22 protein-coding genes are annotated in these 18430 nt (G+C 69.2%); 12 read left to right on the forward strand and 10 right to left on the reverse strand.

Going from position 1 to position 18430, the window contains the following annotated elements; all coding sequences use genetic code 11:
- The first annotated feature begins 69 nt into the window (after nucleotides 1–69).
- The 7 genes from AC1ROY_RS18395 to AC1ROY_RS18425 all read left to right on the forward strand — a co-directional run bounded on the left by AC1ROY_RS18395 (nucleotide 70) and on the right by AC1ROY_RS18425 (nucleotide 5597).
- On the forward strand, nucleotides 70–1008 hold the full coding sequence (locus AC1ROY_RS18395; protein WP_493150313.1) for an SPFH domain-containing protein: 939 nt from the start codon (nucleotides 70–72) through the stop codon (nucleotides 1006–1008).
- Nucleotides 1009–1013: 5 nt separating this feature from the next.
- A complete protein-coding gene (locus AC1ROY_RS18400) occupies nucleotides 1014–1439 on the forward strand; it encodes an NfeD family protein (RefSeq protein WP_493150314.1) in 426 nt (141 codons plus the stop codon).
- Nucleotides 1440–1452: 13 nt separating this feature from the next.
- A complete protein-coding gene (locus tag AC1ROY_RS18405; RefSeq protein WP_493150315.1) occupies nucleotides 1453–1851 on the forward strand; it encodes a (R)-mandelonitrile lyase in 399 nt (132 codons plus the stop codon).
- 74 nt (nucleotides 1852–1925) lie between these two features.
- Nucleotides 1926–2567: a TetR/AcrR family transcriptional regulator gene (locus AC1ROY_RS18410; RefSeq protein WP_493150316.1), complete on the forward strand. Its 642-nt coding sequence runs from the start codon at nucleotides 1926–1928 to the stop codon at nucleotides 2565–2567.
- On the forward strand, nucleotides 2564–3511 hold the full coding sequence (locus AC1ROY_RS18415) for an HlyD family secretion protein (RefSeq protein ID WP_493150317.1): 948 nt from the start codon (nucleotides 2564–2566) through the stop codon (nucleotides 3509–3511). Before AC1ROY_RS18410 ends, AC1ROY_RS18415 begins: the two co-directional genes overlap by 4 nt.
- On the forward strand, nucleotides 3508–4464 hold the full coding sequence (locus AC1ROY_RS18420; RefSeq protein ID WP_493150318.1) for an ABC transporter ATP-binding protein: 957 nt from the start codon (nucleotides 3508–3510) through the stop codon (nucleotides 4462–4464). Before AC1ROY_RS18415 ends, AC1ROY_RS18420 begins: the two co-directional genes overlap by 4 nt.
- A complete protein-coding gene (locus AC1ROY_RS18425) occupies nucleotides 4461–5597 on the forward strand; it encodes an ABC transporter permease (RefSeq protein ID WP_493150319.1) in 1137 nt (378 codons plus the stop codon). Before AC1ROY_RS18420 ends, AC1ROY_RS18425 begins: the two co-directional genes overlap by 4 nt.
- Nucleotides 5598–6199: 602 nt before the next feature.
- On the opposite strand, the gene AC1ROY_RS18430 is transcribed toward AC1ROY_RS18425, so the two are convergent.
- The 3 genes from AC1ROY_RS18430 to AC1ROY_RS18440 form a co-directional block, all read right to left on the reverse strand.
- The gene (locus AC1ROY_RS18430; protein WP_493150320.1) at nucleotides 6200–7273 is read right to left on the reverse strand and encodes an alkene reductase; all 1074 of its coding nucleotides are present in this window, start codon (nucleotides 7271–7273) and stop codon (nucleotides 6200–6202) included.
- A 58-nt stretch (nucleotides 7274–7331) separates the two neighbouring features.
- Nucleotides 7332–7673, reverse strand: coding sequence for a winged helix-turn-helix transcriptional regulator (locus tag AC1ROY_RS18435; protein ID WP_493150321.1), 342 nt, complete (start codon nucleotides 7671–7673; stop codon nucleotides 7332–7334).
- A 72-nt stretch (nucleotides 7674–7745) separates the two neighbouring features.
- Nucleotides 7746–8405, reverse strand: a complete 660-nt coding sequence (locus AC1ROY_RS18440; protein ID WP_493150322.1) for a TetR/AcrR family transcriptional regulator — start codon at nucleotides 8403–8405, stop codon at nucleotides 7746–7748.
- Between the two features lie 166 nt (nucleotides 8406–8571).
- On the opposite strand from AC1ROY_RS18440, the gene AC1ROY_RS18445 reads away from it, so the two are divergent.
- The gene (locus AC1ROY_RS18445) at nucleotides 8572–9756 is read left to right on the forward strand and encodes an HlyD family secretion protein (RefSeq protein WP_493150323.1); all 1185 of its coding nucleotides are present in this window, start codon (nucleotides 8572–8574) and stop codon (nucleotides 9754–9756) included.
- Between the two features lie 23 nt (nucleotides 9757–9779).
- Nucleotides 9780–11375: a DHA2 family efflux MFS transporter permease subunit gene (locus AC1ROY_RS18450; RefSeq protein ID WP_493150324.1), complete on the forward strand. Its 1596-nt coding sequence runs from the start codon at nucleotides 9780–9782 to the stop codon at nucleotides 11373–11375.
- Between the two features lie 21 nt (nucleotides 11376–11396).
- Here AC1ROY_RS18450 and AC1ROY_RS18455 read toward each other — a convergent pair whose 3' ends face one another.
- A complete protein-coding gene (locus tag AC1ROY_RS18455; protein ID WP_493150325.1) occupies nucleotides 11397–12104 on the reverse strand; it encodes a substrate-binding domain-containing protein in 708 nt (235 codons plus the stop codon).
- Nucleotides 12105–12240: 136 nt separating this feature from the next.
- Between AC1ROY_RS18455 and AC1ROY_RS18460 the strand changes: the two genes are divergently transcribed.
- Nucleotides 12241–12906, forward strand: a complete 666-nt coding sequence (locus AC1ROY_RS18460) for an aspartate/glutamate racemase family protein (RefSeq protein WP_493150326.1) — start codon at nucleotides 12241–12243, stop codon at nucleotides 12904–12906.
- Between the two features lie 55 nt (nucleotides 12907–12961).
- On the opposite strand, the gene vapC is transcribed toward AC1ROY_RS18460, so the two are convergent.
- From vapC to ispH, 5 genes are all read right to left on the reverse strand, one after another.
- Nucleotides 12962–13363 (reverse strand): type II toxin-antitoxin system VapC family toxin, encoded by a 402-nt coding sequence (gene vapC / locus AC1ROY_RS18465; RefSeq protein WP_493150327.1) that lies wholly within the window; start codon nucleotides 13361–13363, stop codon nucleotides 12962–12964.
- A complete protein-coding gene (locus AC1ROY_RS18470; protein ID WP_493150328.1) occupies nucleotides 13360–13602 on the reverse strand; it encodes a type II toxin-antitoxin system VapB family antitoxin in 243 nt (80 codons plus the stop codon). The genes vapC and AC1ROY_RS18470 overlap by 4 nt, the downstream gene beginning before the upstream one ends.
- A gap of 130 nt (nucleotides 13603–13732) precedes the next feature.
- Nucleotides 13733–14182: a ribonuclease HI gene (gene rnhA, locus AC1ROY_RS18475; protein WP_493150329.1), complete on the reverse strand. Its 450-nt coding sequence runs from the start codon at nucleotides 14180–14182 to the stop codon at nucleotides 13733–13735.
- Entirely contained in the window at nucleotides 14175–15152 is a 978-nt protein-coding gene (locus AC1ROY_RS18480) for a homoserine kinase (protein WP_493150330.1), read from the reverse strand. Before AC1ROY_RS18480 ends, rnhA begins: the two co-directional genes overlap by 8 nt.
- A 4-nt stretch (nucleotides 15153–15156) precedes the next feature.
- Nucleotides 15157–16119, reverse strand: coding sequence for a 4-hydroxy-3-methylbut-2-enyl diphosphate reductase (ispH, locus tag AC1ROY_RS18485; protein WP_493150331.1), 963 nt, complete (start codon nucleotides 16117–16119; stop codon nucleotides 15157–15159).
- 89 nt (nucleotides 16120–16208) lie between these two features.
- On the opposite strand from ispH, the gene AC1ROY_RS18490 reads away from it, so the two are divergent.
- Together AC1ROY_RS18490 and AC1ROY_RS18495 are read left to right on the forward strand one after the other, a co-directional pair.
- Nucleotides 16209–16745, forward strand: coding sequence for a hypothetical protein (locus tag AC1ROY_RS18490; protein WP_493150332.1), 537 nt, complete (start codon nucleotides 16209–16211; stop codon nucleotides 16743–16745).
- A 111-nt stretch (nucleotides 16746–16856) separates the two neighbouring features.
- Nucleotides 16857–17639, forward strand: coding sequence for a Fic family protein (locus AC1ROY_RS18495; RefSeq protein ID WP_493150333.1), 783 nt, complete (start codon nucleotides 16857–16859; stop codon nucleotides 17637–17639).
- A gap of 24 nt (nucleotides 17640–17663) precedes the next feature.
- Here the strand turns inward: AC1ROY_RS18495 and AC1ROY_RS18500 are convergent, their stop codons facing one another.
- Complete coding sequence (locus tag AC1ROY_RS18500) at nucleotides 17664–18392, reverse strand: DsbA family protein (protein WP_493150334.1); 729 nt, start codon at nucleotides 18390–18392, stop codon at nucleotides 17664–17666.
- Nucleotides 18393–18430 lie beyond the last annotated feature (38 nt).

Genomic DNA, 18430 nt, shown 5'->3' on the forward strand with positions numbered 1-18430 from the left:
GAACCTGTCGTCGCGGCAGGCGCGCAAAACTATATGTAGGAGCAAGCAAACGACTTGGAGCAACGCGGCATGGAATACGTCCTTCTGGCGATCGTCGTCGTCGCGGTCATCGCCATCTTCCAGGGCGTGCGGACCGTGCCGCAGGGGAGTATCTGGACGGTCGAGCGCTTCGGCCGCTTCACCCGCACGCTGGAGCCCGGCCTCAACCTGATTATCCCGGTCGTTGACCGCGTCGGCCGGCGGCTGAGCATCCAGGAGACGGTGCTCGACATCCCCGAGCAGGCGGTCATCACCAAGGACAATGCGGCCGTGCTGGTGGACGGCATCGTCTACTACCGCGTGATGGATGTGGTGAAGGCGGCCTACCAGGTGGCCGAGCTCGGCAAGGCGCTGGAGGCGCTGGCCATGACCAACCTGCGCAGCGTCATCGGCTCCATGACCTTCGACGAGACGCTGAGCAAGCGCGAGGAGATCTCGCACCAACTCATGGCCGTGCTGGACGCCGCGACGGATCCCTGGGGCGTGAAGGTCACGCGCGTGGAGCTCCGCAAGGTCGAGCCGCCCCAGAACCTCATCGAGGCGATGAACCTGCAGATGACCGCGGAGCGCCGCCGCCGCGCCGTGGTCGCCGAGGCCGACGGCAAGCGCGAGGCGCAGGTGCTTGAGGCGCGCGGCCGCATGGAGGCGGCCGAGATGGACGCCCGCGCCCGTGAGCGCCTCGCGGAAGCTGAAGCGAAGGCCGTCGAGGTGGTGGCCCGGGCGGGCGAGGGCACGGGCGGCGCCGCGCTGAGCTACTTCATCGCGGACAAGTACATGGCGGCGCTGCGCGGGCTGGCCTCCAACCCCTCGACCAAGACGCTGATCATCCCGATGGAATCCGCCTCCATGGCGGGCGGCATCGCGCAGGTCATGGCCGCGCTCGGCGCGGTCGGCGCGCAGCCGGTGCCGCCGAGCCCGCCGGGCTCGGTGCCGAGCATCGTGCCGCCCGGACCCTTCGGCCCGAGATGAACGGCATGGGCTGGGCCGTCCTCGCCGTCATCGCCCTGGTCCTGATGGGGCTGGAGATGCTGCTGCCCTTCACCGTCTTCCTCTGGATGGGGGTGGGCGCGGCGCTGGCCTCGCTGGCCTCCTTCCTGGGCTTCGGCTGGGGCGCGCAGGTGCTGATGTTCCTGGTCGGCTGCTCCGGCAGCCTGGCGGTCTGGTATCTGCATCGTGGCCGGCGGCGCGAACGCGGCGACGTGTCGCGGCCGGACCGGGTGCTGCAGGGCTTGCGCGGCATCGCAATCGGCGACATCGCGCCGGTTGGACGCGTGCGGGTGGCGGACGGGAGCTGGGCCGCGCGCTCGCGGGGCGGGATGGCGATTCCGGACGGGGCGACCATCGTCGTGGTCGGCCATGACGGGCCCACGCTGATCGTGGACCGGCCCGAGACGGCCTGAAGGAGAGACTTCGATGGACATCCTGCGCGCGGGCTCCCGGCCCTCCGGCAAGGGGCCGGCCGACTGGTTCACCGGCACGGTCCGCATCGACCCGCTGCTCAGCCCGCCCGAGCCGGCCCGCGTGGCCGGCGCCCTGGTCACCTTCGAGCCGGGCGCTCGGACCGCGTGGCACACCCATCCGCTCGGCCAGACCCTGATCGTGACCTCCGGCTGCGGCTGGGTCCAGCGCCTGGGCGGGCCGGTCGAGGAGATCCGGCCGGGCGACGTGGTCTGGTTCCCGCCGGGCGAGAAGCACTGGCATGGCGCCACGGCGACGACGGCCATGAGCCACATCGCCATCCAGGAGAAGCTCGACGGCCGGAACGTCGACTGGATGGAGCAAGTCACCGACGCGCAGTACCTGGCCCGGTAGGGGCAGGGCGCGATGATCTGAATCATTGCGGCCGAGGGCGGTAACCGCGTAATTGACTGACCGTTAGGTTAGTCATGAAGATGCCAGCCCCCACCACCCGAGCCCGCCGCAAGGCCGACCGCCCCGCCGAGCTCCTCGAAGCCGCGCTGGACACCTTCGTCGCGAAGGGCTTCACGGCCGCGCGCATGGAGGACATCGCCGCGCGTGCCGGCGTCTCCAAAGGCACGATCTACCTCTACTACCCTTCCAAGCAGGCGATCTTCGAGGCGCTGGTCCGCGCCAGCATCCTGCCCCGGCTGGAGGCGGCCGAGGCGCTGCTCGCGGTCTCCGGCGCGCCGGCCCCGGTCCAGCTCCGGCGGCTGGCGGAGTTCATGGCGCAGGCCACGGCGGACCCGCGCATCGCCGCCATCCCGAAGCTCGTCCTGGCCGAGGCGGGCAATTTCCCGGACATGGCCCGCTTCTATCGGCGCGAGGTGGTGGGGCGCGGCCTGGCGCTGCTCGAGGGCGTGCTCCGGCGCGGCATGGAGGCGGGCGCGTTCCGTCCCCTCGACACCCGCGCCACCGCCCGCCTCTTCGTCGCCCCCATCATCCTCTCCGCCCTCTGGCAGACCAGCTTCGCCCCGATCGAGGACGAGCCCGATCCGCCGGGACCCATGCTGGCCCTGCATCTCGACCTGTTTCTGGGCGCCATCCGCGCCGAGGGAGCCTCGCCATGACGCGCGTCCTCGCGGTGCTGCTGCTGGCGCTGTCGCTCGCCGCCTGCAACGACGACGGCGATGCCGGCTACCAGGGCTACATGGAGGGCGAGTACCTCCGCATCGCGGCCCCCGAGGGCGGCTGGATCCAGAGCATCACGGCCGTCCGCGGCACGCAGGTCACGCCGGGTGCACCGCTCTTCGCCTTGGACCCGGTGCGCGAGCGCGCCGCCGTCGCCCAGGCCCAGGCCGATCTCGCGAGGGCCGGGAGCGACCTCGCCGACATGCGCCTCGGCGCCCGGCCGGAGGAGATCGCCGCCATCGAGGCGCAGATCGCCGAGGCCGAGGCGAACCAGCATCTGGCCGAGCTCACCCTGGCGCGCCAGGTGGAGCTGGTCCGCACCCGCTCCGTGCCGCAGGCCCGGTTGGACGACGCGCAGATGCAGCAGCAGCAGGCGCTGGCCCAGGTGGCTCGCATGCGCGCCCAGCTCGCGACGGCGCGGCTGCCCTCCCGTCCGGATCGCATCCAGGCCGCCGAGGCCACGGCGGAATCCGCGCGTCACGCGCTGGAGCAGGCGCAATGGCGGCTCGCCCAGCGCCAGGTCGCCAGCCCGGCCGGCGGGCTGGTGGACGACGTGGTGCGCCGCCCCGGGGAATGGGTGCCGGCCAATGGCGTGGTGGTGAGCCTGCTGCCGCCGCAGAACATCCGCGCGGTCTTTTTCGTGCCGGAGCCGCGCCGCGTCGATTTCCGGCCGGACCAGCGCATCGCCGTCACCTGCACCGGCTGCCCGCAGGGGCTCTTCGCCCGCGTCAGCCGCATCGCCAGCGAGGTGGAGTTCACGCCGCCCGTCATCTTCAGCCGCGAGACGCGCGCCAAACTGGTCTTCCGCATCGAGGCGCTGATGGAGCCGTCGGATCGTAACCCGCTCCCCGGCCAGCCCATCACGGCCCGGATCGCGCCATGAACGACGCCGCCGAGCAGCCGGTCATCTCCGTGAAAGGGCTCACCAAGCGCTTCGGCACGCGCACCGTGGTGGACCACTTCTCGCTCGACGTGATGCGCGGGCAGATCTACGGCTTCCTCGGCCCCAACGGCAGCGGCAAGACCACGACCATCCGCATGCTCTGCGGGCTGCTGGTGCCGGACGAGGGGGAGGGCACCTGCCTCGGCCACGACATCCTCACCGAGAGCTGGGCCATCAAGCAGCGCGTCGGCTACATGACGCAGCGCTTCAGCTTCTACGAAGACCTGACCATCGCGGAGAACCTGGACTTCGTGGCGCGGCTCTACGGCCTGCCGGACCGGAAAGCGAAGGTGACGCGGGCGCTGGACCGGCTCGGCCTCGCGGATCGGCGGAACCAGCTGGCGGGCTCGCTCTCCGGCGGCTGGAAGCAACGGCTGGCGCTGGCCGCCTGCATCCTCCATGAGCCCGACCTGCTGCTGCTCGACGAGCCCACCGCCGGCGTGGACCCCAAGGCTCGCCGCGCCTTCTGGGACGAGATCCATGAGCTCGCCGCCGGCGGCATGACCGTGCTGGTCAGCACCCACTACATGGACGAGGCCGAGCGCTGCCACCGCATCGCCTATCTCGCCTACGGCAAGCTCATGGCCAACGGCACGGTGGAGGAGGTGGTGCAGGGCGCCGGCCTCTCGACCTGGCACGTCTCCGGGCCGTCGCGCCGCATCGCGACGCTGGCGCAGGAGCTCGACGGCCGGGACGGCGTGGAGATGGTGGCGCCCTTCGGCGCGACGCTGCACGTCAGCGGTTCGTACGGCGAAAAACTCGACGCCGCGGTCGCGCCCTATAAGGACGAGGCCGGGCTGGAGTGGAGCCGGGGCGAGCCCTCGCTCGAGGACGCCTTCATCCATCTGATGGACCGGTCGCAGGACAATTTCGCCCCGGAGAACCGCGCGTGATCCCGCGCTTCTCGCTGGCCCGCATGGGCGCGATGATCCTGAAGGAATTCATCCAGATGAAGCGGGACCGGCTGACCTTCGCCATGATGGTCGGCATCCCCATCATCCAGCTCACGCTCTTCGGCTATGCGATCAACGCCGATCCGCGCCAGCTGCCGACCGCCGTGCTGGGCTACGAGAACGGGCCGGCCAGCCGCGCCATCGTGGCTGCACTGCAGAACAGCACCTATTTCCGCGTGACCGTGCTCGCGCAGGACACGGCGGAGGTGGACCGGCTGCTGGACCGCGGCCAGGTGCAGTTCGCCGTTGAGATTCCCACCACCTTCGAGCGCGACTTTCTCCGGGGCGAGCGGCCCGCGCTGCTGGTCATGGCCGATGCGACGGATCCGGCGGCGACGGGGCCCTCCGTCGGCGCGCTGCAGGTCATCGTGGACAACGCGCTGGCGCCGCTGCTGGACGGCACGCTCTCGGGCCTCGCGCCCGGTGCCGCGGCGGCCGAGGTGCGCATCCATCGCCGCTACAACCCGGAGGGGATCACCCAGTACAACATCGTGCCGGGGCTGATGGGCACCATCCTTACCATGACGATGATCATCATGACCGCGCTCGCCATGACGCGCGAGCGCGAGCGCGGGACGATGGAGAACCTGCTCGCCATGCCGGTGCGGCCGATCGAGGTGATGGTGGGCAAGCTCGTGCCCTTCATCGCGGTGGGCATGGTGCAGGTGGGCGTGATCCTGACGGCGGCGCGGCTGCTGTTCCACGTGCCGATGATGGGCAACCCGGCCGTGCTGGCGGCGGGGCTGCTGGTCTTCATCGTCGCGAACCTGGCGGTGGGATTCCTCTTCTCGACGGTGGCGAAGAATCAGCTCCAGGCCATGCAGATGAGCTTCTTCTTCTTTCTGCCCTCGATCCTGATGTCGGGCTTCATGTTCCCCTTCCGCGGCATGCCGGACTGGGCGCAGGTGATCGGCGAAGGGCTGCCGCTGACGCATTTTCTGCGCGTCGTACGCGGGGTGATGCTGAAGGGGATCGGCATCGCGGACGCATGGACGGATGTGTGGCCGATGCTGGCGTTTTTGCTGGCCGTGTCGGTGCTGGCGATGCTGCGATACCGGCAGACGCTGGATTGAGCGGTCCAGGAACGCATCGCGGCTGGTTGGGGCGAGGACGTTGAAAGGCCGCTAACCAGCCATTGACGCACCGTTCGGTATCCTCCCTACGAATTCGGCAGGGAATGCAATGAATACCGCCAACCGCGTGCTGCGCTTGCGGTGCCGCCTCCATACGCTGTCGGGGTGATTCATGGTCTATCTCGCGATCGGCGGTGCGCTCGGCTTTGGCGTGATGCGCCCCCAGACCGATGAGCCGACCTGCCTGCCTTACCGGGAGGTCTTCGGCCTGATCACTTCGAATTGCCCGCTGCAGGCGGTGGACTTCTTTTGGAGCGCGGTGATTGGATTTCCGTATCTCCTGCTGCTCCTCCCGGCCGCGGCCTTCGCTATGTTCGGATCCGCGATCAGCCAGCCCAGCAATCTGCTGGACGGCTTCGTCTGGCTATTCTGGTCGATTCCTCTGGGGCTGATTTTTGTGGGCGGGCTTTCGATACTGGCTGCCACGGCGGCGGATGGTCGCATGGATCACCGCCGCCGCCATAGGATTGCAAATCATCATTATCGGCCTGCTCCTGTGAGCCTCAGGAGGCGGAGCCCATCGAGGATTGTCCGGGCTTGGCTCAGGCTGTCGCAGCGAGCGACAGCACTGGGTAGTCGTTGTACCCCGTCGCATCCGGGCTATAGATCGTCTCGCTCACGAGCGGATTCAGCGGCGCGTTTCGCCGGAAGCGCTCCACCAGGTCCGGATTGGCGATGAAGAGCCGCCCGAAGGACGCCGCATCGGCCTCGCCCCGCTCGATGGCCGCCTCCGCCGCCTCCTGCGTCAGCCCCTCGTTGATGATGTAGGCGCCCTTGAAGATCTTCCGCACGACCGGCCCGATGGCCGCGTCGCCGCGATCCAGCGCCTCGCGCCCGAAGATGAAGGCGAGCTTCCGGGCGTTCAGCTGCTCGGCGACATAGGCGAAGAGCGCGCGCGGGTCACTGTCCTTCATCGAGTGCGAGCTCGACATCAGGTTTAGGTGCACGCCCACGCGGTCGGCCGGCCAGACCTCGAGGATCGCGTCCACCGCCTCCAGCAGCAGGCGCGCGCGGTTCTCGATGGAGCCGCCATAGCGGTCGGTGCGCTTGTTCGACCCGTCATGCAGGAACTGGTCGAAGAGGTAGCCATTGGCCCCGTGCAGCTCCACGCCGTCGAAGCCGGCGCGCCTGGCGTTCTCCGCACCCTTGCGCACGTCCGCGACGATGCCGGGGATCTCGTCGGTCTCCAATGCGTGGGGCACCGGGAAGGGCCGCACGGGCCGCAGCACGTTGACGTTGCCCTCGGCCGCGATGGCGCTGGGCGCGACCGGCGGATGCCCGTCATGGAAGCTGGGGTCGGAGATCCGCCCGACATGCCAGAGCTGCGAGACGATGCGTCCGCCCGCCGCATGCACGGCCCGGGTGACCTCGGTCCAGCCCTGCACCTGCTGCTCGGACCAGATCCCGGGCGTGTTCGGATAGCCCACGCCCTGCGGACTGACCGAGGTGGCCTCGGTGAGGATCAGACCGGCGCTCGCGCGGGCGGCATAGTGCTCGGCCTGCATAGGGCCGACGGCGCGCTGGTCGAAGGCGCGCATCCGGGTGAGCGGCGCCATGACGATGCGGTTGGGCAGATGGAGCGCGCCGATCTGCACGGGGTCGAATAGGCTGGGCATGGGAATTCTCCGTTGCGCTGCCCGAATGGCGGCGCCTGGTGCTGGGGAAGGGTTGGATTCAGTCGGCCTCGGACTGGGGCGGCCCCTGGGCATGCTGGCGGCCCCAGGTGTTGAAGGCCTGCAGGACCGGCTCGAAATCCCGGCCCGCCTGCGTCAGCACGTATTCATGGCGCGGCGGCTTATCCGAGTAGGGCCGCCGCTCCAGCAGCCCTTGCTCCACGAGCCAGTTGAGGCGTCGCGTCAGGGTGTTGGTACCGATGCCCAGGCTCTTCTGGAACTCGTCGAAGCGCGTCATGCCCCGATGGGCCTCGTGCAGGATGAGGATGCTCCACCACTCGCCCACCATCTCCAGGCTGCGGGCGATCGAGCACGGCATGTCCTTGAAGCAGGTACGGTGCATCAGGCGGCCGGGGTTTCGGGAGTTACTTCCATGATGGAAGTAGATAGGTCGGCCCGGGCCAGCGACAAGGACTCACGCCTCCAGCGCTCGACGGCACCCGTCGAGGAACAGGCGCGCACAGGCCCTGGCCCGCGCGGCGATCTCGGCCGTATCCGGCGCGGCCCGCTCGCCCATCATGACGGCCCGCTGCGGCTCCATGAGCATCATGCCGCGCAGCATGCCCGTCGCCGCCGGGAGGTCGTCGAGCGCGATCAGGCCGCGTTCGCGCTGCATCCGCAGCCATCCCTCCATGGCCTCCGTCGTCCGGCGGACGGCGGCGTCGTGGAAGGTGGCGGCGATCTCCGGGAAGCGGTCGCTCTCGCTGAGCACCAGCCGGTAGATCGCGATGGTCTCCTCGTCCAGCGTGAGGGTCCCGAAGGCGAGGAGCACGCGCTCCAGCGCCTCTCCGACCGGCAGGGTCTCGAAGGCCGCCTCGTCGAGCTCCAGGATGAAGCGCGAGATCCGCTCGGACACGACGCTGCGGAACAGCTCCGCCTTGGTCGGGATGAGGCGGTACATGGTCTTGGTCGAGACACCGGCGCGCTGCGCCACCGCGGACATGCTGGCCCCGGCATAGCCGCTCGCGTGGAATTCTTGGCGCGCCGCCTCGATCACCAGCCGCCGGGTCTCGTCGTCGGGGCGGAGCTGAGGCCGCCCGCGAGAGCGTCGGGGCGCCTCCACATTTTCGCTCACCGGCATTTTCCCAATTCCATTGACAGATCCGTCCGCCGAACCACATTGGGAAAATAGGAATTTTCCTATCTTAATTCAACTCTCATCGCCGCGACCACTTCGTCCAAGGCCCGCCGCGGCGGCTTCGCTAAGTCCCACCCCGGATGCGCGCAGAAGGAAGCGGATCATGAGTCAGCATCAGGATGTCCTCGCCGAGCAGGCGCCCGGAACCCGGCCGGAGCTTCTGACCCTCCGGGCCTACCGGGACGCCTCCACGCCGACGGAGCAGGCGCCTGCGCCGACCGGATGGCGCCGGTTCCGCCCGCTGATCCTCGCCGGCATGGGCTTCCTGGCCCTAGCCGGCGCGGGCGCCCTCGGCTGGAAGTACTGGACCGACTGGCGCTTCCAGGTCTCGACGGACGACGCCTATGTCCAGGCGGACAACACCACCATCGCGCCGAAGGTGGCCGGCTATCTCTCCGCCGTGCTGGTCGCCGACAACGAGGCGGTGCGCGCCGGCCAGGTCCTGGCCCGGATCGACGACCGCGATTTCCGGGTCGCGCTCGACCAGGCCAAGGCCGGCGTCGAGGCCGCCGAGGCCAATGTCGCCATCAAGCAGGCCTCGATCTCCGCCCAGCAGGCTGCGATCGACGCCGCCCGCGCCACCATCACCGTCGACCAGGCGAACCAGAGCTATGCCGAGCAGCAGGACCGGCGCTATTCGGCCCTCGCCACCTCGGGCTTCGGCAGCGTCCAGAACGCGCAGCAGGCGGCGGCCGGCATCGCCTCCGCCCGCGCGACGGTGACGCGCGACACCGCGGCGCTCAACAGCGCCACGCAGCAGCTCGGCGTGCTGCAGGCCGAGCTCCGGCAGGCCCAGGCGGCGCTCGACAATGCGCGCGCCGCTCAGGCGCAGGCCGAGCTGAACCTCTCCTACACCACCATCACCTCGCCCATCGACGGCGTGGTCGGCAACCGCACGCTGCGGCTCGGCCAGTACGTCCAGGCGGGCACGCAACTGATGGCCGTGGTGCCGGCGGCAGCGGCCTATATCGTCGCGAACTACAAGGAGACGCAGCTGACCGAGGTGCGCGCCGGCCAGACGGTGAGCATCAGCGTCGACATGTTTCCCGGCCGGGTCTTCCATGGGCGCGTCGACAGCCTGGCGCCGGCCAGCGGGCAAGAATTCGCGCTGCTGCCGCCGGACAACGCCACCGGCAACTTCACCAAGATCGTCCAGCGCATCCCGGTGAAGATCGTCCTCGACCGCGCCTCGCCGGAAACCCTCGTGCTGCGGCCGGGCATGTCCGTCATCCCCTCGATCGACACCCGCACCGAAGCCAGCGCCCCCGCCCTCGTGCCGTCGCACTGAGCCCGGGCGGCGAGGAGGCTGCCATGTCCGCCACCACATTCGATGCCGTGCCGGCGCCGGCTCAGACTCCTGGCGAGCGGGCGAGCCGCACCGCCTGGATCGCCGTGGGCGCCAGCATGATCGGCGCCTTCATGGCGATCCTGAACATCCAGATCACCAACGCCTCGCTGCTCAACATCGAGGGCGGCATCGGCACCGGCGTCGACAACGGCGCCTGGATCTCGACCTCCTACCTGATCGGCGAGATCATCGTGATCCCGCTGACCGACTACCTCAGCAAGGTCTTCTCCTTCCGGCGCTACATGCTGGTCAACGCCATCCTGTTTCCCCTCTTCTCGATGGCTTGCGCCTTCACGCACGACCTCGGCTCGATGATCCTGATGCGCGGTCTGCAGGGCTTCGCCGGCGGCATCCTCATCCCGATGGCCTTCACTTTGGTGCTGACCAAGCTGCCCAAGCCGCAGCAGCCGATCGGCCTCGCGCTCTTCGCGCTCTCCGTCACCTTCGCGCCGGCCATCGGCCCGACCATCGGCGGCTACCTGACCGAGAACTACGGCTGGCAGACCATCTTCTTCGTCAACACGCCGCCCAGCATCATCATGGTGATCGCGCTCTTCCTCACGCTGGAGAAGCAGCCGATGCGGCTCTCGCTGCTGAAGGAGGGCGACTGGGCCGGCATCGTGACCATGGCGATCGGCTTGGCCTCGCTGCAAACCGTGCTCGAGGAGGGCAACAAGGACGACTGGTTCGGCTCGCCCTTCATCACCGAGCTCGCCATCGTCGCGGCGGTGTTCCTCACCGCCTTCATCGCCATCGAGCTGACGGTGCAGAAGCCGCTGGTGAACCTGCGGCTGCTGAAGCGGCGGAACTTCGGCGTGGGCGTCTTCGTCAACGTGCTGGTCGGCTTCGCCCTGTTCGGGACGGTCTATATCCTGCCGCAGTATCTCGGCCAGGCGCAGGGCTACAACGCCGAGCAGATCGGCAACGTGCTCGCCTGGACCGGCCTGCCGCAGCTCCTGCTGATCCCGCTGGTGCCGATGCTGATGCGACGCTTCGACGCGCGCTACATCGGCGCCTTCGGCATCGCGATCTTCGCCGCCAGCTGCTTCATGAACACCACGCTCTCGGGGAACAGCGCGGGCGACCAGTTCCTGATCCCGAACATCGTGCGCGCCATCGGCCAGGCGCTGGTGCTGACGCCGATCAGCGCCATCTCCACCGCCGGCATCGCGCCGAGCGAGGCCGGCGCCGCATCGGGCCTGTCGAACATGCTGCGCAACCTCGGCGGCGCCGTGGGCACCGCGACGCTCGCGACCATCCTGACCAAGCGCGAGCAGTTCCATTCGAACATCATCGGCCAGTCGGTTACGCTCACCCGCGATGAGGTCCGCCAGCGGATCGAGCAGCTGACCCAGTACTTCACGTCGCATGGCGTGACGGACCCGGCGCTGGCCCAGCACAAGGCGATCGCGGCGATCGGCGCGCGGGTGCACCAGCAGGCGCTCATCATGGGCTTCAGCGACACCTTCGCCGTGATCGGCGTGCTGCTGGCGATCGCGGCCGTGGCGCTGCTGTTCGCGCAGAAGGTGAAGGGCGGGGCGGGCGGCGGCGCGCACTGACGCGCGCCGCTCCCCCTGCGATCAGGCCGGGTCGACGCCGCTCTTCAGATAGGCCGCATTCGCCTGCTCGCCGCGCAACCCCGCCAGGAACGCCTCCGCCGCAGCGCGCTGCGTCGAGGCCGCCATCATCGCCGCCGAGAAGGAGGAGACCTGCTGCAGCTCCTCCGGGTACTTTCCCACGACCTCGATCCCATCGACGACCAGCAGCTCGCTCACCTGCTGCACGGCGAGATCCGCCTCGCCGGTCGCCAGCTTCTCGGCCGTGAATCCGGCCGGGATCACCGTGGCCTTCCGGCGGACCTCGTCGGCGATGCCGAGCTTCTCGATGATCGACTCGAAGTGGATGCCGCTGGCGCCGGCGCGCGAATAGGCGACGGAGCGCGCGCCCAGCAGCGCCGCCCGGAACTCCTCGACCGTGCCCACCGGCGGATGCGCCGCGCCCCGCGGCACGGCCACGCCGAGGCGGGAATGCGCCACCTCCACCCGTGTCGCCGGATCGACCTTGCCTTCCGCGATCAGCTTGTCCATCGCGTCCCGGATGAGGACGAGCACGTCCGCCTGCTCGCCCGCCGCGACCTTCGTCATGATCAGCGTCGTCGGCACCCAGGCGACGTCCACCTTGCTGCCGGTCCGCGCCTCGTAATCCGCGATGATCCCGCCCTCGAAGGCGCCACGCACGGCGAGGCCGGACAGGATCCGGAGCGTCACGCCGGATGTGGGGATTGCCATGTGTCTGTCGCCTCCGAGGGATGATCTGGCCCCCGACGATCCACAGGCGCCATCATCGGTCAAGCCGAGCGCTTTCAGGTCTGGGTGTTTGGCGCCATAAATGGGCATCGAAACGTCCTCAACGCGAAGGTCGCCCATGCCCCGCATCGTGCTCCTCCACGCGACTCCCGTCGCCATGCAGCCGATCCAGTCCGCCTTCGCCGAGCGCTGGCCCGAGGCGGAGACGGTCAACCTGCTGGATGACGGCCTCTCGATCGACCGCGCGCGCGACCCTGACCTGACGGAGGCGATGATCGAGCGCTTCGTGGCCTTCGGGACCTACGGCTACCGCATGGGCGCGGACGGCATCCTCGTGACCTGCTCCGCCTTCGGCCCGGCCATCGACCGCCTGATCGCCGCTCTGCCGATCCCCGTGCTGAAGCCGAACGAGGCCATGTTCCAGGCGGCGATCGCCCAGGGAACACGGGTCGGCATGCTGGCCACCTTCGCGCCCTCCGTCGGCACCATGACCGACGAGTTCGACGAGTTCGTCGCGCGCAGCGGCAAGCCGGCGAGCCTCGACACGATCTTGGTGGCGGATGCGATCGCCCTGCTGAAAGGGGGCGACGTGGAGTCGCACAACCGCCTTGTCGCCGCGCGGGCGCCGGAGCTCGGGGAGCATGACGCCATCATGCTCGCGCACTTCTCCACCTCCCGCGCTGCCGAGGCAGTCCGCGCGGTGGTCGGTGTTCCCGTGCTGACGGCGCCGCACGCGGCCGTGGACCGCATGCGCGAGATGGTCGAGGCGCGGAAGGCGGCCTGACGGCGTCGCCCGCCACCGCCCTGCCGAAGATCTATCGTCGCCGGCGAAATGAGTTTCAGGGCAGGGCCACGATCCGCAGATCCAGGTGCTGCGCGATGTGACCGAAGTCGCGATCGGCGTGCAGCAAGCTGTATCCGTTCACAATGCAGAAGCTTGCAATGATCATGTCGATCGTCTTCCGCACGGTGACGCCGTGGCTGCGCAGAAAGCGGTAATGCCCGGCAGCCTGATAGGCTAGGTCGGCGCCGCCCATGGGTAGGACGGTGAACTGGTTGAGCAGGGAGTGGTAGAGGGTGGCTCTGCTCTCCGACGCCGCGCCCTGAAGCAGTTCCATCATCACCAGGTCGCCCACGACGATGTCCTCGACCCCGAAGAAGGCGCGGAGCTTCCGGACATGGGCGAGATTGCCTTGGTCACGCCAATGGTCGATCCAGACCGAGGTATCGACCACGATCACGCGGGCTTGTCGTTCCTCACCTCACGGGCGGCACGCATCTCCGCGAGATCGCCGTCCCATCCGATTCCGGCCATGGCCTCGCCGGCCGTCTTCTGGCGCGCCAGGCGAACGGCGGTGCGCAGGGCGGCCTCGACGGTTGCGCGCTGTGTGGTCTGACCGGTGGCCGCCATGGCCTCCTTCATCAGCTCCTGATCGATCTCGATGTTCGTGCGGGTTACGGTCCCCACTTGCACCTCCATGTGTATCGATGCGAAATATATACACCGCGCCGCGGTGCTTCAAGGACGCCAGCCTCTTCCGCGGCGATCACCACTCCAGGCGGCCGTCGGAATCAGTGCCACGCGCGGCCAGCCTTCAGCGGGTGCGGGCCTAAACCCGCAGCGACTCCCGCGCCTGCGTCGCCAGCACGTCCGCCCGCTCGTTCATCGGGTGCCCCGAATGGCCCTTCACCCAGAGCCACTCCACCTCATGCGGCTTGGCCGCCGCCAGCAGCCGCTGCCAGAGCTCGTGGTTCTTCACGGGCTCCTTGGCCGAGTTGCGCCAGCTGTTGCGCACCCAGCCCTTGATCCAGCGCTCCATCCCGTTGCGCACGTATTCGCTGTCCGTGTGCAGGGCCACGCGGCAGGGGCGCTTCAGCGCCTCCAGCGCCTCGCAGGCGGCGGTCAGCTCCATGCGGTTGTTGGTCGTGGCCGGCTCGGCGCCGGTCAGCTCCTTCTCGACCGAGCCGAAGCGCAGGATGGCCGCCCAGCCGCCCGGCCCCGGATTGGGCTTGCACCCGCCATCGGTGAAGATCTCGACGAAGTCGCGGCTGTCAGGCACCGATCGCCTCCGGTCCCGTGGCCAGCGCGAAGAAGCGCAGCTTGTAGAGATATTCCAGCGGGTCCTTGCGCGTGACCATGGCGCCCTTCGGCGTATTCACCCAGTCGTAGAGCCGCGTCAGCAGGAAGCGTATCGCGGCCCCCCGGCACAGCACCGGCAGTGCCGCCCGCTCGGCCTCGCTCATCGGCCTTCGCGCCGCATATTCCCGCAGCAGCGCCCGTGCCTTCGTGACGTTGAAGCTGCGGTCGGCCTCGAAGCACCAGGCGTTCAGGCAGACGGCCACGTCATAGGCCAGCAACTCGGTGCAGGCGAAGTAGAAGTCGATCAGGCCGGAGACGTGCGGCCTGCCGCCCTCTTCCAGGAAGAAGACGTTGTCCGGGAAGAGATCCGCATGGATCTGCCCGACCGGCAGGGTTCCCTCGGCCGGCCATGCCGCGAGGATGCCGGCAAGCGCCGCATCCAGTTCCGCGATCAGGCCGGGCTGTACGCCCTCGCCATCCGTGCGGCAGGCGTCGAGCAGCGGCGCCCAGGCCGCGACGCCGAGGCTGTTGGGCCGGGGCGCCGCATAATCCTCCCCGGCGACGTGCAGCCCGGCCAGCGCCGCGCCGAGTGGCCCGCAATGCTCCACCCGCACCCGCCGCGGCCAGACGCCCGGCAAAAACGTGCAGATCGCCGCCGGCCGGCCCGCGAGCTCGCGCAGCGCCGCGCCGTCGCGCCCCGGCACTGGCATCGGCGCCGAGAGCCCGCGCGCCACCAAATGCTGCATCAGGTTGAGGAACCAGGGCAGCTCCTTCGGATCCACGCGCTTCTCGTAGAGGGTGAGGATGTAGTCCCCCTCCGTCGTCTTCAGCGCGTAGTTGGAGTTCTCCACCCCCTCCGCGATGCCACGGAAGGCCAGCAGGTCGCCCAGGGGATAGTCCGCGAGGAACGCGCGCAGCGCCTCGTCCGAAACCTCGGTGTAGACGGCCAAGGGACTATACGGTCGCCGGCGTGGCTAGGGCGGCGGGCAGCTTGAAGATGATCTTCTCCTCCGCCACCACGATCTCCTCGATCTCGAGCGTGTAGCGCTCGCGCAGGCGCGCCAGCACCTCCTCGACGAGGACCTCCGGCGCGCTGGCGCCGGCCGTGATGCCGACGCGCGAGATGCCGTCCAGCGTGGAAAGATCCAGGTCGCGCCCGCGCTGCACCATCACCGCCTTCGCGCTGCTGGCCCGGCCCGCCACCTCGACCAGCCGCACCGAGTTGGAGGAGTTCGGCGCGCCCACGACGATCATCATCTCGACCTTGGGCGCGATCTCCTTCACCGCGGCCTGGCGGTTGGTGGTCGCGTAGCAGATGTCCTCCTTCGCGGGCGCCGCGATATGGGGGAAGCGGTTCTGCAGGATCGCGACGATCTCCGCCGTGTCGTCCACGGAGAGGGTCGTCTGGGTGATGAAGGCGAGCGGCCGGTCGGCCGGCGGCTCGACCGTGCGGGCCTGCTCCTCGTCCTCCACCAGCGTGACGGCGCCGGGCGGCAGCTGGCCCATGGTGCCGATCACCTCGGGATGGCGGGCATGGCCGATCAGGATCAGGTGCCGGTCGCGCGTGAAGTGGTGCTCGGCCTCGCGATGGACCTTGCTGACCAGCGGGCAGGTGGCGTCGAGGAAGAACATCTCGCGCCGCTCGGCCTCGGCCGGGATCGACTTGGGCACGCCATGCGCGGAGAAGACCACGGGCTGGCCGTCGTTGGGGATCTCGTCGAGCTCCTCCACGAAGACCGCGCCCTGGCGCTCAAGAGCCTCGACGACGAAGCGGTTGTGGACGATCTCGTGGCGCACGTAGACCGGCGCGCCGTAGCGCTTCAGCGCCTCTTCGACGATCTTGATGGCCCGGTCCACGCCGGCGCAAAATCCGCGCGGGCCGGCGAGAAACACGTGAAGGGGGGGCTTAACGGCCATGCGGTGCGGAATCCCAGGCGAGGTGCTGGCCCCCAGACTATCGCTTCGGCCCGATCGGTGCCAGACGGAGCGCGAATGGAGGGGTAAGCATGCGTCTGGCCTATGTGGCGCCGCTGTTCCTGGCGGCAATGGGGGTGTCCGGCTGTCAGCCGACCCGGATCGAGGACCTGCTGGTGTCCTGTCCCACCCTGACCCTGCCGGCGGACCTTGCCGACCTGACGCGCTACCGCGAGGGCTCGCCGCCCGACCTTTCGAGCGTGGTGCTGGACGCCAAGGTGACGGCGGTGGACGCCAATTGCCGCCGCGGCCGCCGCGACCAGAGCGTGGACGCGACGATTTCCATGCGATTCCAATTGGATCGAGGCCCGGCGGCGCCGACGCGCGCGGTGCAGATCCCCTGGTTCATCGCGCTGCTGGACAATGACAATAATGTCATCAACCGGCAGACCTTCATCCTGCCGGCGCAGTTCGGCGCCAACACGACACGCGCCGCTGTAAGCTCGCGGCCGGTGGAGATCAGCTTCCCGGTGGGGCAGGAGCGCCGGGCGCAGGACTACCGGATCATGGTGGGCTTCCAGCTGACCGAGGAAGAACTGGCGCTGAACCGACGAAGAGGGCCGCGCTGAGCGCGGGACAATTCAAGCGCCGATCCTGGCCTCTCCCATCGAGGCGTGGGGGCGGAAGCCGAGTGAATATTTCTCGAGCAATTCGTCCAGATTGAGCGAAATTCGTCCCTTATGGCCCATCGTTCCGACCACGACATCCTGACGCGCATTGCCGCGAAGAAGGCCGAGCTGGACCAGCTTCGCGCCCGGACCCCCACGCGCCCGACCAATTTCGAGCACAGCCAGGATCTTGAGCTCACCTACACGTCCAACGCCATCGAGGGGAACACCCTGACGGCGGGCGAGACGGCGCTGGTCGTCGAGAAGGGCATCACCATTGCGGGCAAGCCGCTCAAGGATCACCTCGAAGCCGTCGATCACTTCGAGGCGCTGCGCTACGTCCGGGAACTGGCCGGGCGCCACGTGCCGCTCACGGAAATGGATGTCCGCGGCCTGCACCGGCTGGTGATGCTGCGCTCGGCGCCGGAGATCGCAGGGCGCTACGCGGATCAGGGTCGCTATGTCCTGACGGATTCGGGCCGTCATGCCTTTCCGTCGCCGGCGGAGGTTCCGGCGCTGATGGGGGATTTCGCCGCCTGGCTGGGTGCGGCCGGCGCTTCGCCGGCCACGGCCTTCGCCGCGCATCTCCGCCTCGTCGGGATCCACCCGTTCAACGACGGCAACGGCCGGACGGCACGGCTTCTGATGAATCTGGTTCTGATTCGGGGCGAGTATCCGCCCGTCGCCGTGCGCCCGGTCGATCGTCCCCCCTACATCGCGGCCTTGCAACAGGCGCAGGCGCGCGGCGACGACGCCGGCTTCAACCGGCTGCTGCACGAGCGGCTGGAGGCGAGTCTCGACGAGTATGTCGACGCCTTCCGCGAGGCGCTCCCGGCTCCAGGCGCCCCTGAGTGAGATGCTGCCCCGCGGCGGCGGGCGCTAACCCCGTGCCGCGGCCGTCAGCCGCTGCAGCTCGGCGAGATCCACCGCGCCCGGCACCAGCGTCGTCCCGATGATCAGCGCCGGCGTGCCCTGGATGTCCAGCGCGCGCGCCAGCTCCAGGTTCCGCCCGATCCGCGCCTGGATCGATGGGTCGTCCATGTCGCGCCGCAGCCGCGTCCAGTCGATCCGCACGCGCTCCGCCTCGCGGCGCAGCACCGTCTCCGTCGGCTCCTCGCGCAGCCGCATCAGCGCGTCGTAGAGCGGCACGTAGAGGCTCTGCCGCTGCGCCGCCATCAGCGCCCGTGAGGCCACCACCGAGCTCGGCCCCAGGATCGGCAGGTCCTTCAGCACCACGCGCACGTCGCGCTCGCGCTGGAGCAGCTGGTCCATGGCCGGATGCAATTGCTTGCAATAGCCGCAGCGGGCGTCGAAGAACTCGACGAAGGTGACGCGCCCCTGCGGGTTGCCCTTCACGGCGTCCGACGGGTCGCGGAACAGTTGCTCGGCACGCGCGTTGATCGCGGTCGCCAGGACGGAGCTCCGCTCGGCCTGCTCGGCCTGCTCCAGGCTGGCCATGGCGTCGCGCAGGATGCTGGGATCCTCGCGCAGCGCCTGGCGCAGGAGCTGCAGCACCTCGGCCCGCTGTTCGGGGCTCAGCGTCTGGGCCATCGCGGCCCCCGGCAGCAGGGCGGCGCCCAGCGCCACAAGTCCACGTCGCGTCATCATTCGCCTCTCGCGCAGCGGCGCCAACATCCTCTCTCCGG

It is taken from the genome of Roseococcus sp. GW821-FHT12F05 (assembly GCF_058806835.1).

Excerpts from the sequence above, each read along its gene's own strand:
- AC1ROY_RS18395 (WP_493150313.1), top strand. The coding sequence starts at position 70 with ATGGAATACGTCCTTCTGGCGATCGTCGTCGTCGCGGTCATCGCCATC.
- AC1ROY_RS18400 (WP_493150314.1), top strand. The coding sequence starts at position 1,014 with ATGGGCTGGGCCGTCCTCGCCGTCATCGCCCTGGTCCTGATGGGGCTG.
- AC1ROY_RS18405 (WP_493150315.1), top strand. The coding sequence starts at position 1,453 with ATGGACATCCTGCGCGCGGGCTCCCGGCCCTCCGGCAAGGGGCCGGCC.
- AC1ROY_RS18410 (WP_493150316.1), top strand. The coding sequence starts at position 1,926 with ATGAAGATGCCAGCCCCCACCACCCGAGCCCGCCGCAAGGCCGACCGC.
- AC1ROY_RS18415 (WP_493150317.1), top strand. The coding sequence starts at position 2,564 with ATGACGCGCGTCCTCGCGGTGCTGCTGCTGGCGCTGTCGCTCGCCGCC.
- AC1ROY_RS18420 (WP_493150318.1), top strand. The coding sequence starts at position 3,508 with ATGAACGACGCCGCCGAGCAGCCGGTCATCTCCGTGAAAGGGCTCACC.
- AC1ROY_RS18430 (WP_493150320.1), bottom strand. The coding sequence starts at position 7,273 with ATGCCCAGCCTATTCGACCCCGTGCAGATCGGCGCGCTCCATCTGCCC.
- AC1ROY_RS18435 (WP_493150321.1), bottom strand. The coding sequence starts at position 7,673 with ATGCACCGTACCTGCTTCAAGGACATGCCGTGCTCGATCGCCCGCAGC.
- AC1ROY_RS18445 (WP_493150323.1), top strand. The coding sequence starts at position 8,572 with ATGAGTCAGCATCAGGATGTCCTCGCCGAGCAGGCGCCCGGAACCCGG.
- AC1ROY_RS18450 (WP_493150324.1), top strand. The coding sequence starts at position 9,780 with ATGTCCGCCACCACATTCGATGCCGTGCCGGCGCCGGCTCAGACTCCT.
- AC1ROY_RS18455 (WP_493150325.1), bottom strand. The coding sequence starts at position 12,104 with ATGGCAATCCCCACATCCGGCGTGACGCTCCGGATCCTGTCCGGCCTC.
- AC1ROY_RS18460 (WP_493150326.1), top strand. The coding sequence starts at position 12,241 with ATGCCCCGCATCGTGCTCCTCCACGCGACTCCCGTCGCCATGCAGCCG.
- AC1ROY_RS18470 (WP_493150328.1), bottom strand. The coding sequence starts at position 13,602 with ATGGAGGTGCAAGTGGGGACCGTAACCCGCACGAACATCGAGATCGAT.
- ispH (WP_493150331.1), bottom strand. The coding sequence starts at position 16,119 with ATGGCCGTTAAGCCCCCCCTTCACGTGTTTCTCGCCGGCCCGCGCGGA.
- AC1ROY_RS18490 (WP_493150332.1), top strand. The coding sequence starts at position 16,209 with ATGCGTCTGGCCTATGTGGCGCCGCTGTTCCTGGCGGCAATGGGGGTG.
- AC1ROY_RS18495 (WP_493150333.1), top strand. The coding sequence starts at position 16,857 with ATGGCCCATCGTTCCGACCACGACATCCTGACGCGCATTGCCGCGAAG.
- AC1ROY_RS18500 (WP_493150334.1), bottom strand. The coding sequence starts at position 18,392 with ATGATGACGCGACGTGGACTTGTGGCGCTGGGCGCCGCCCTGCTGCCG.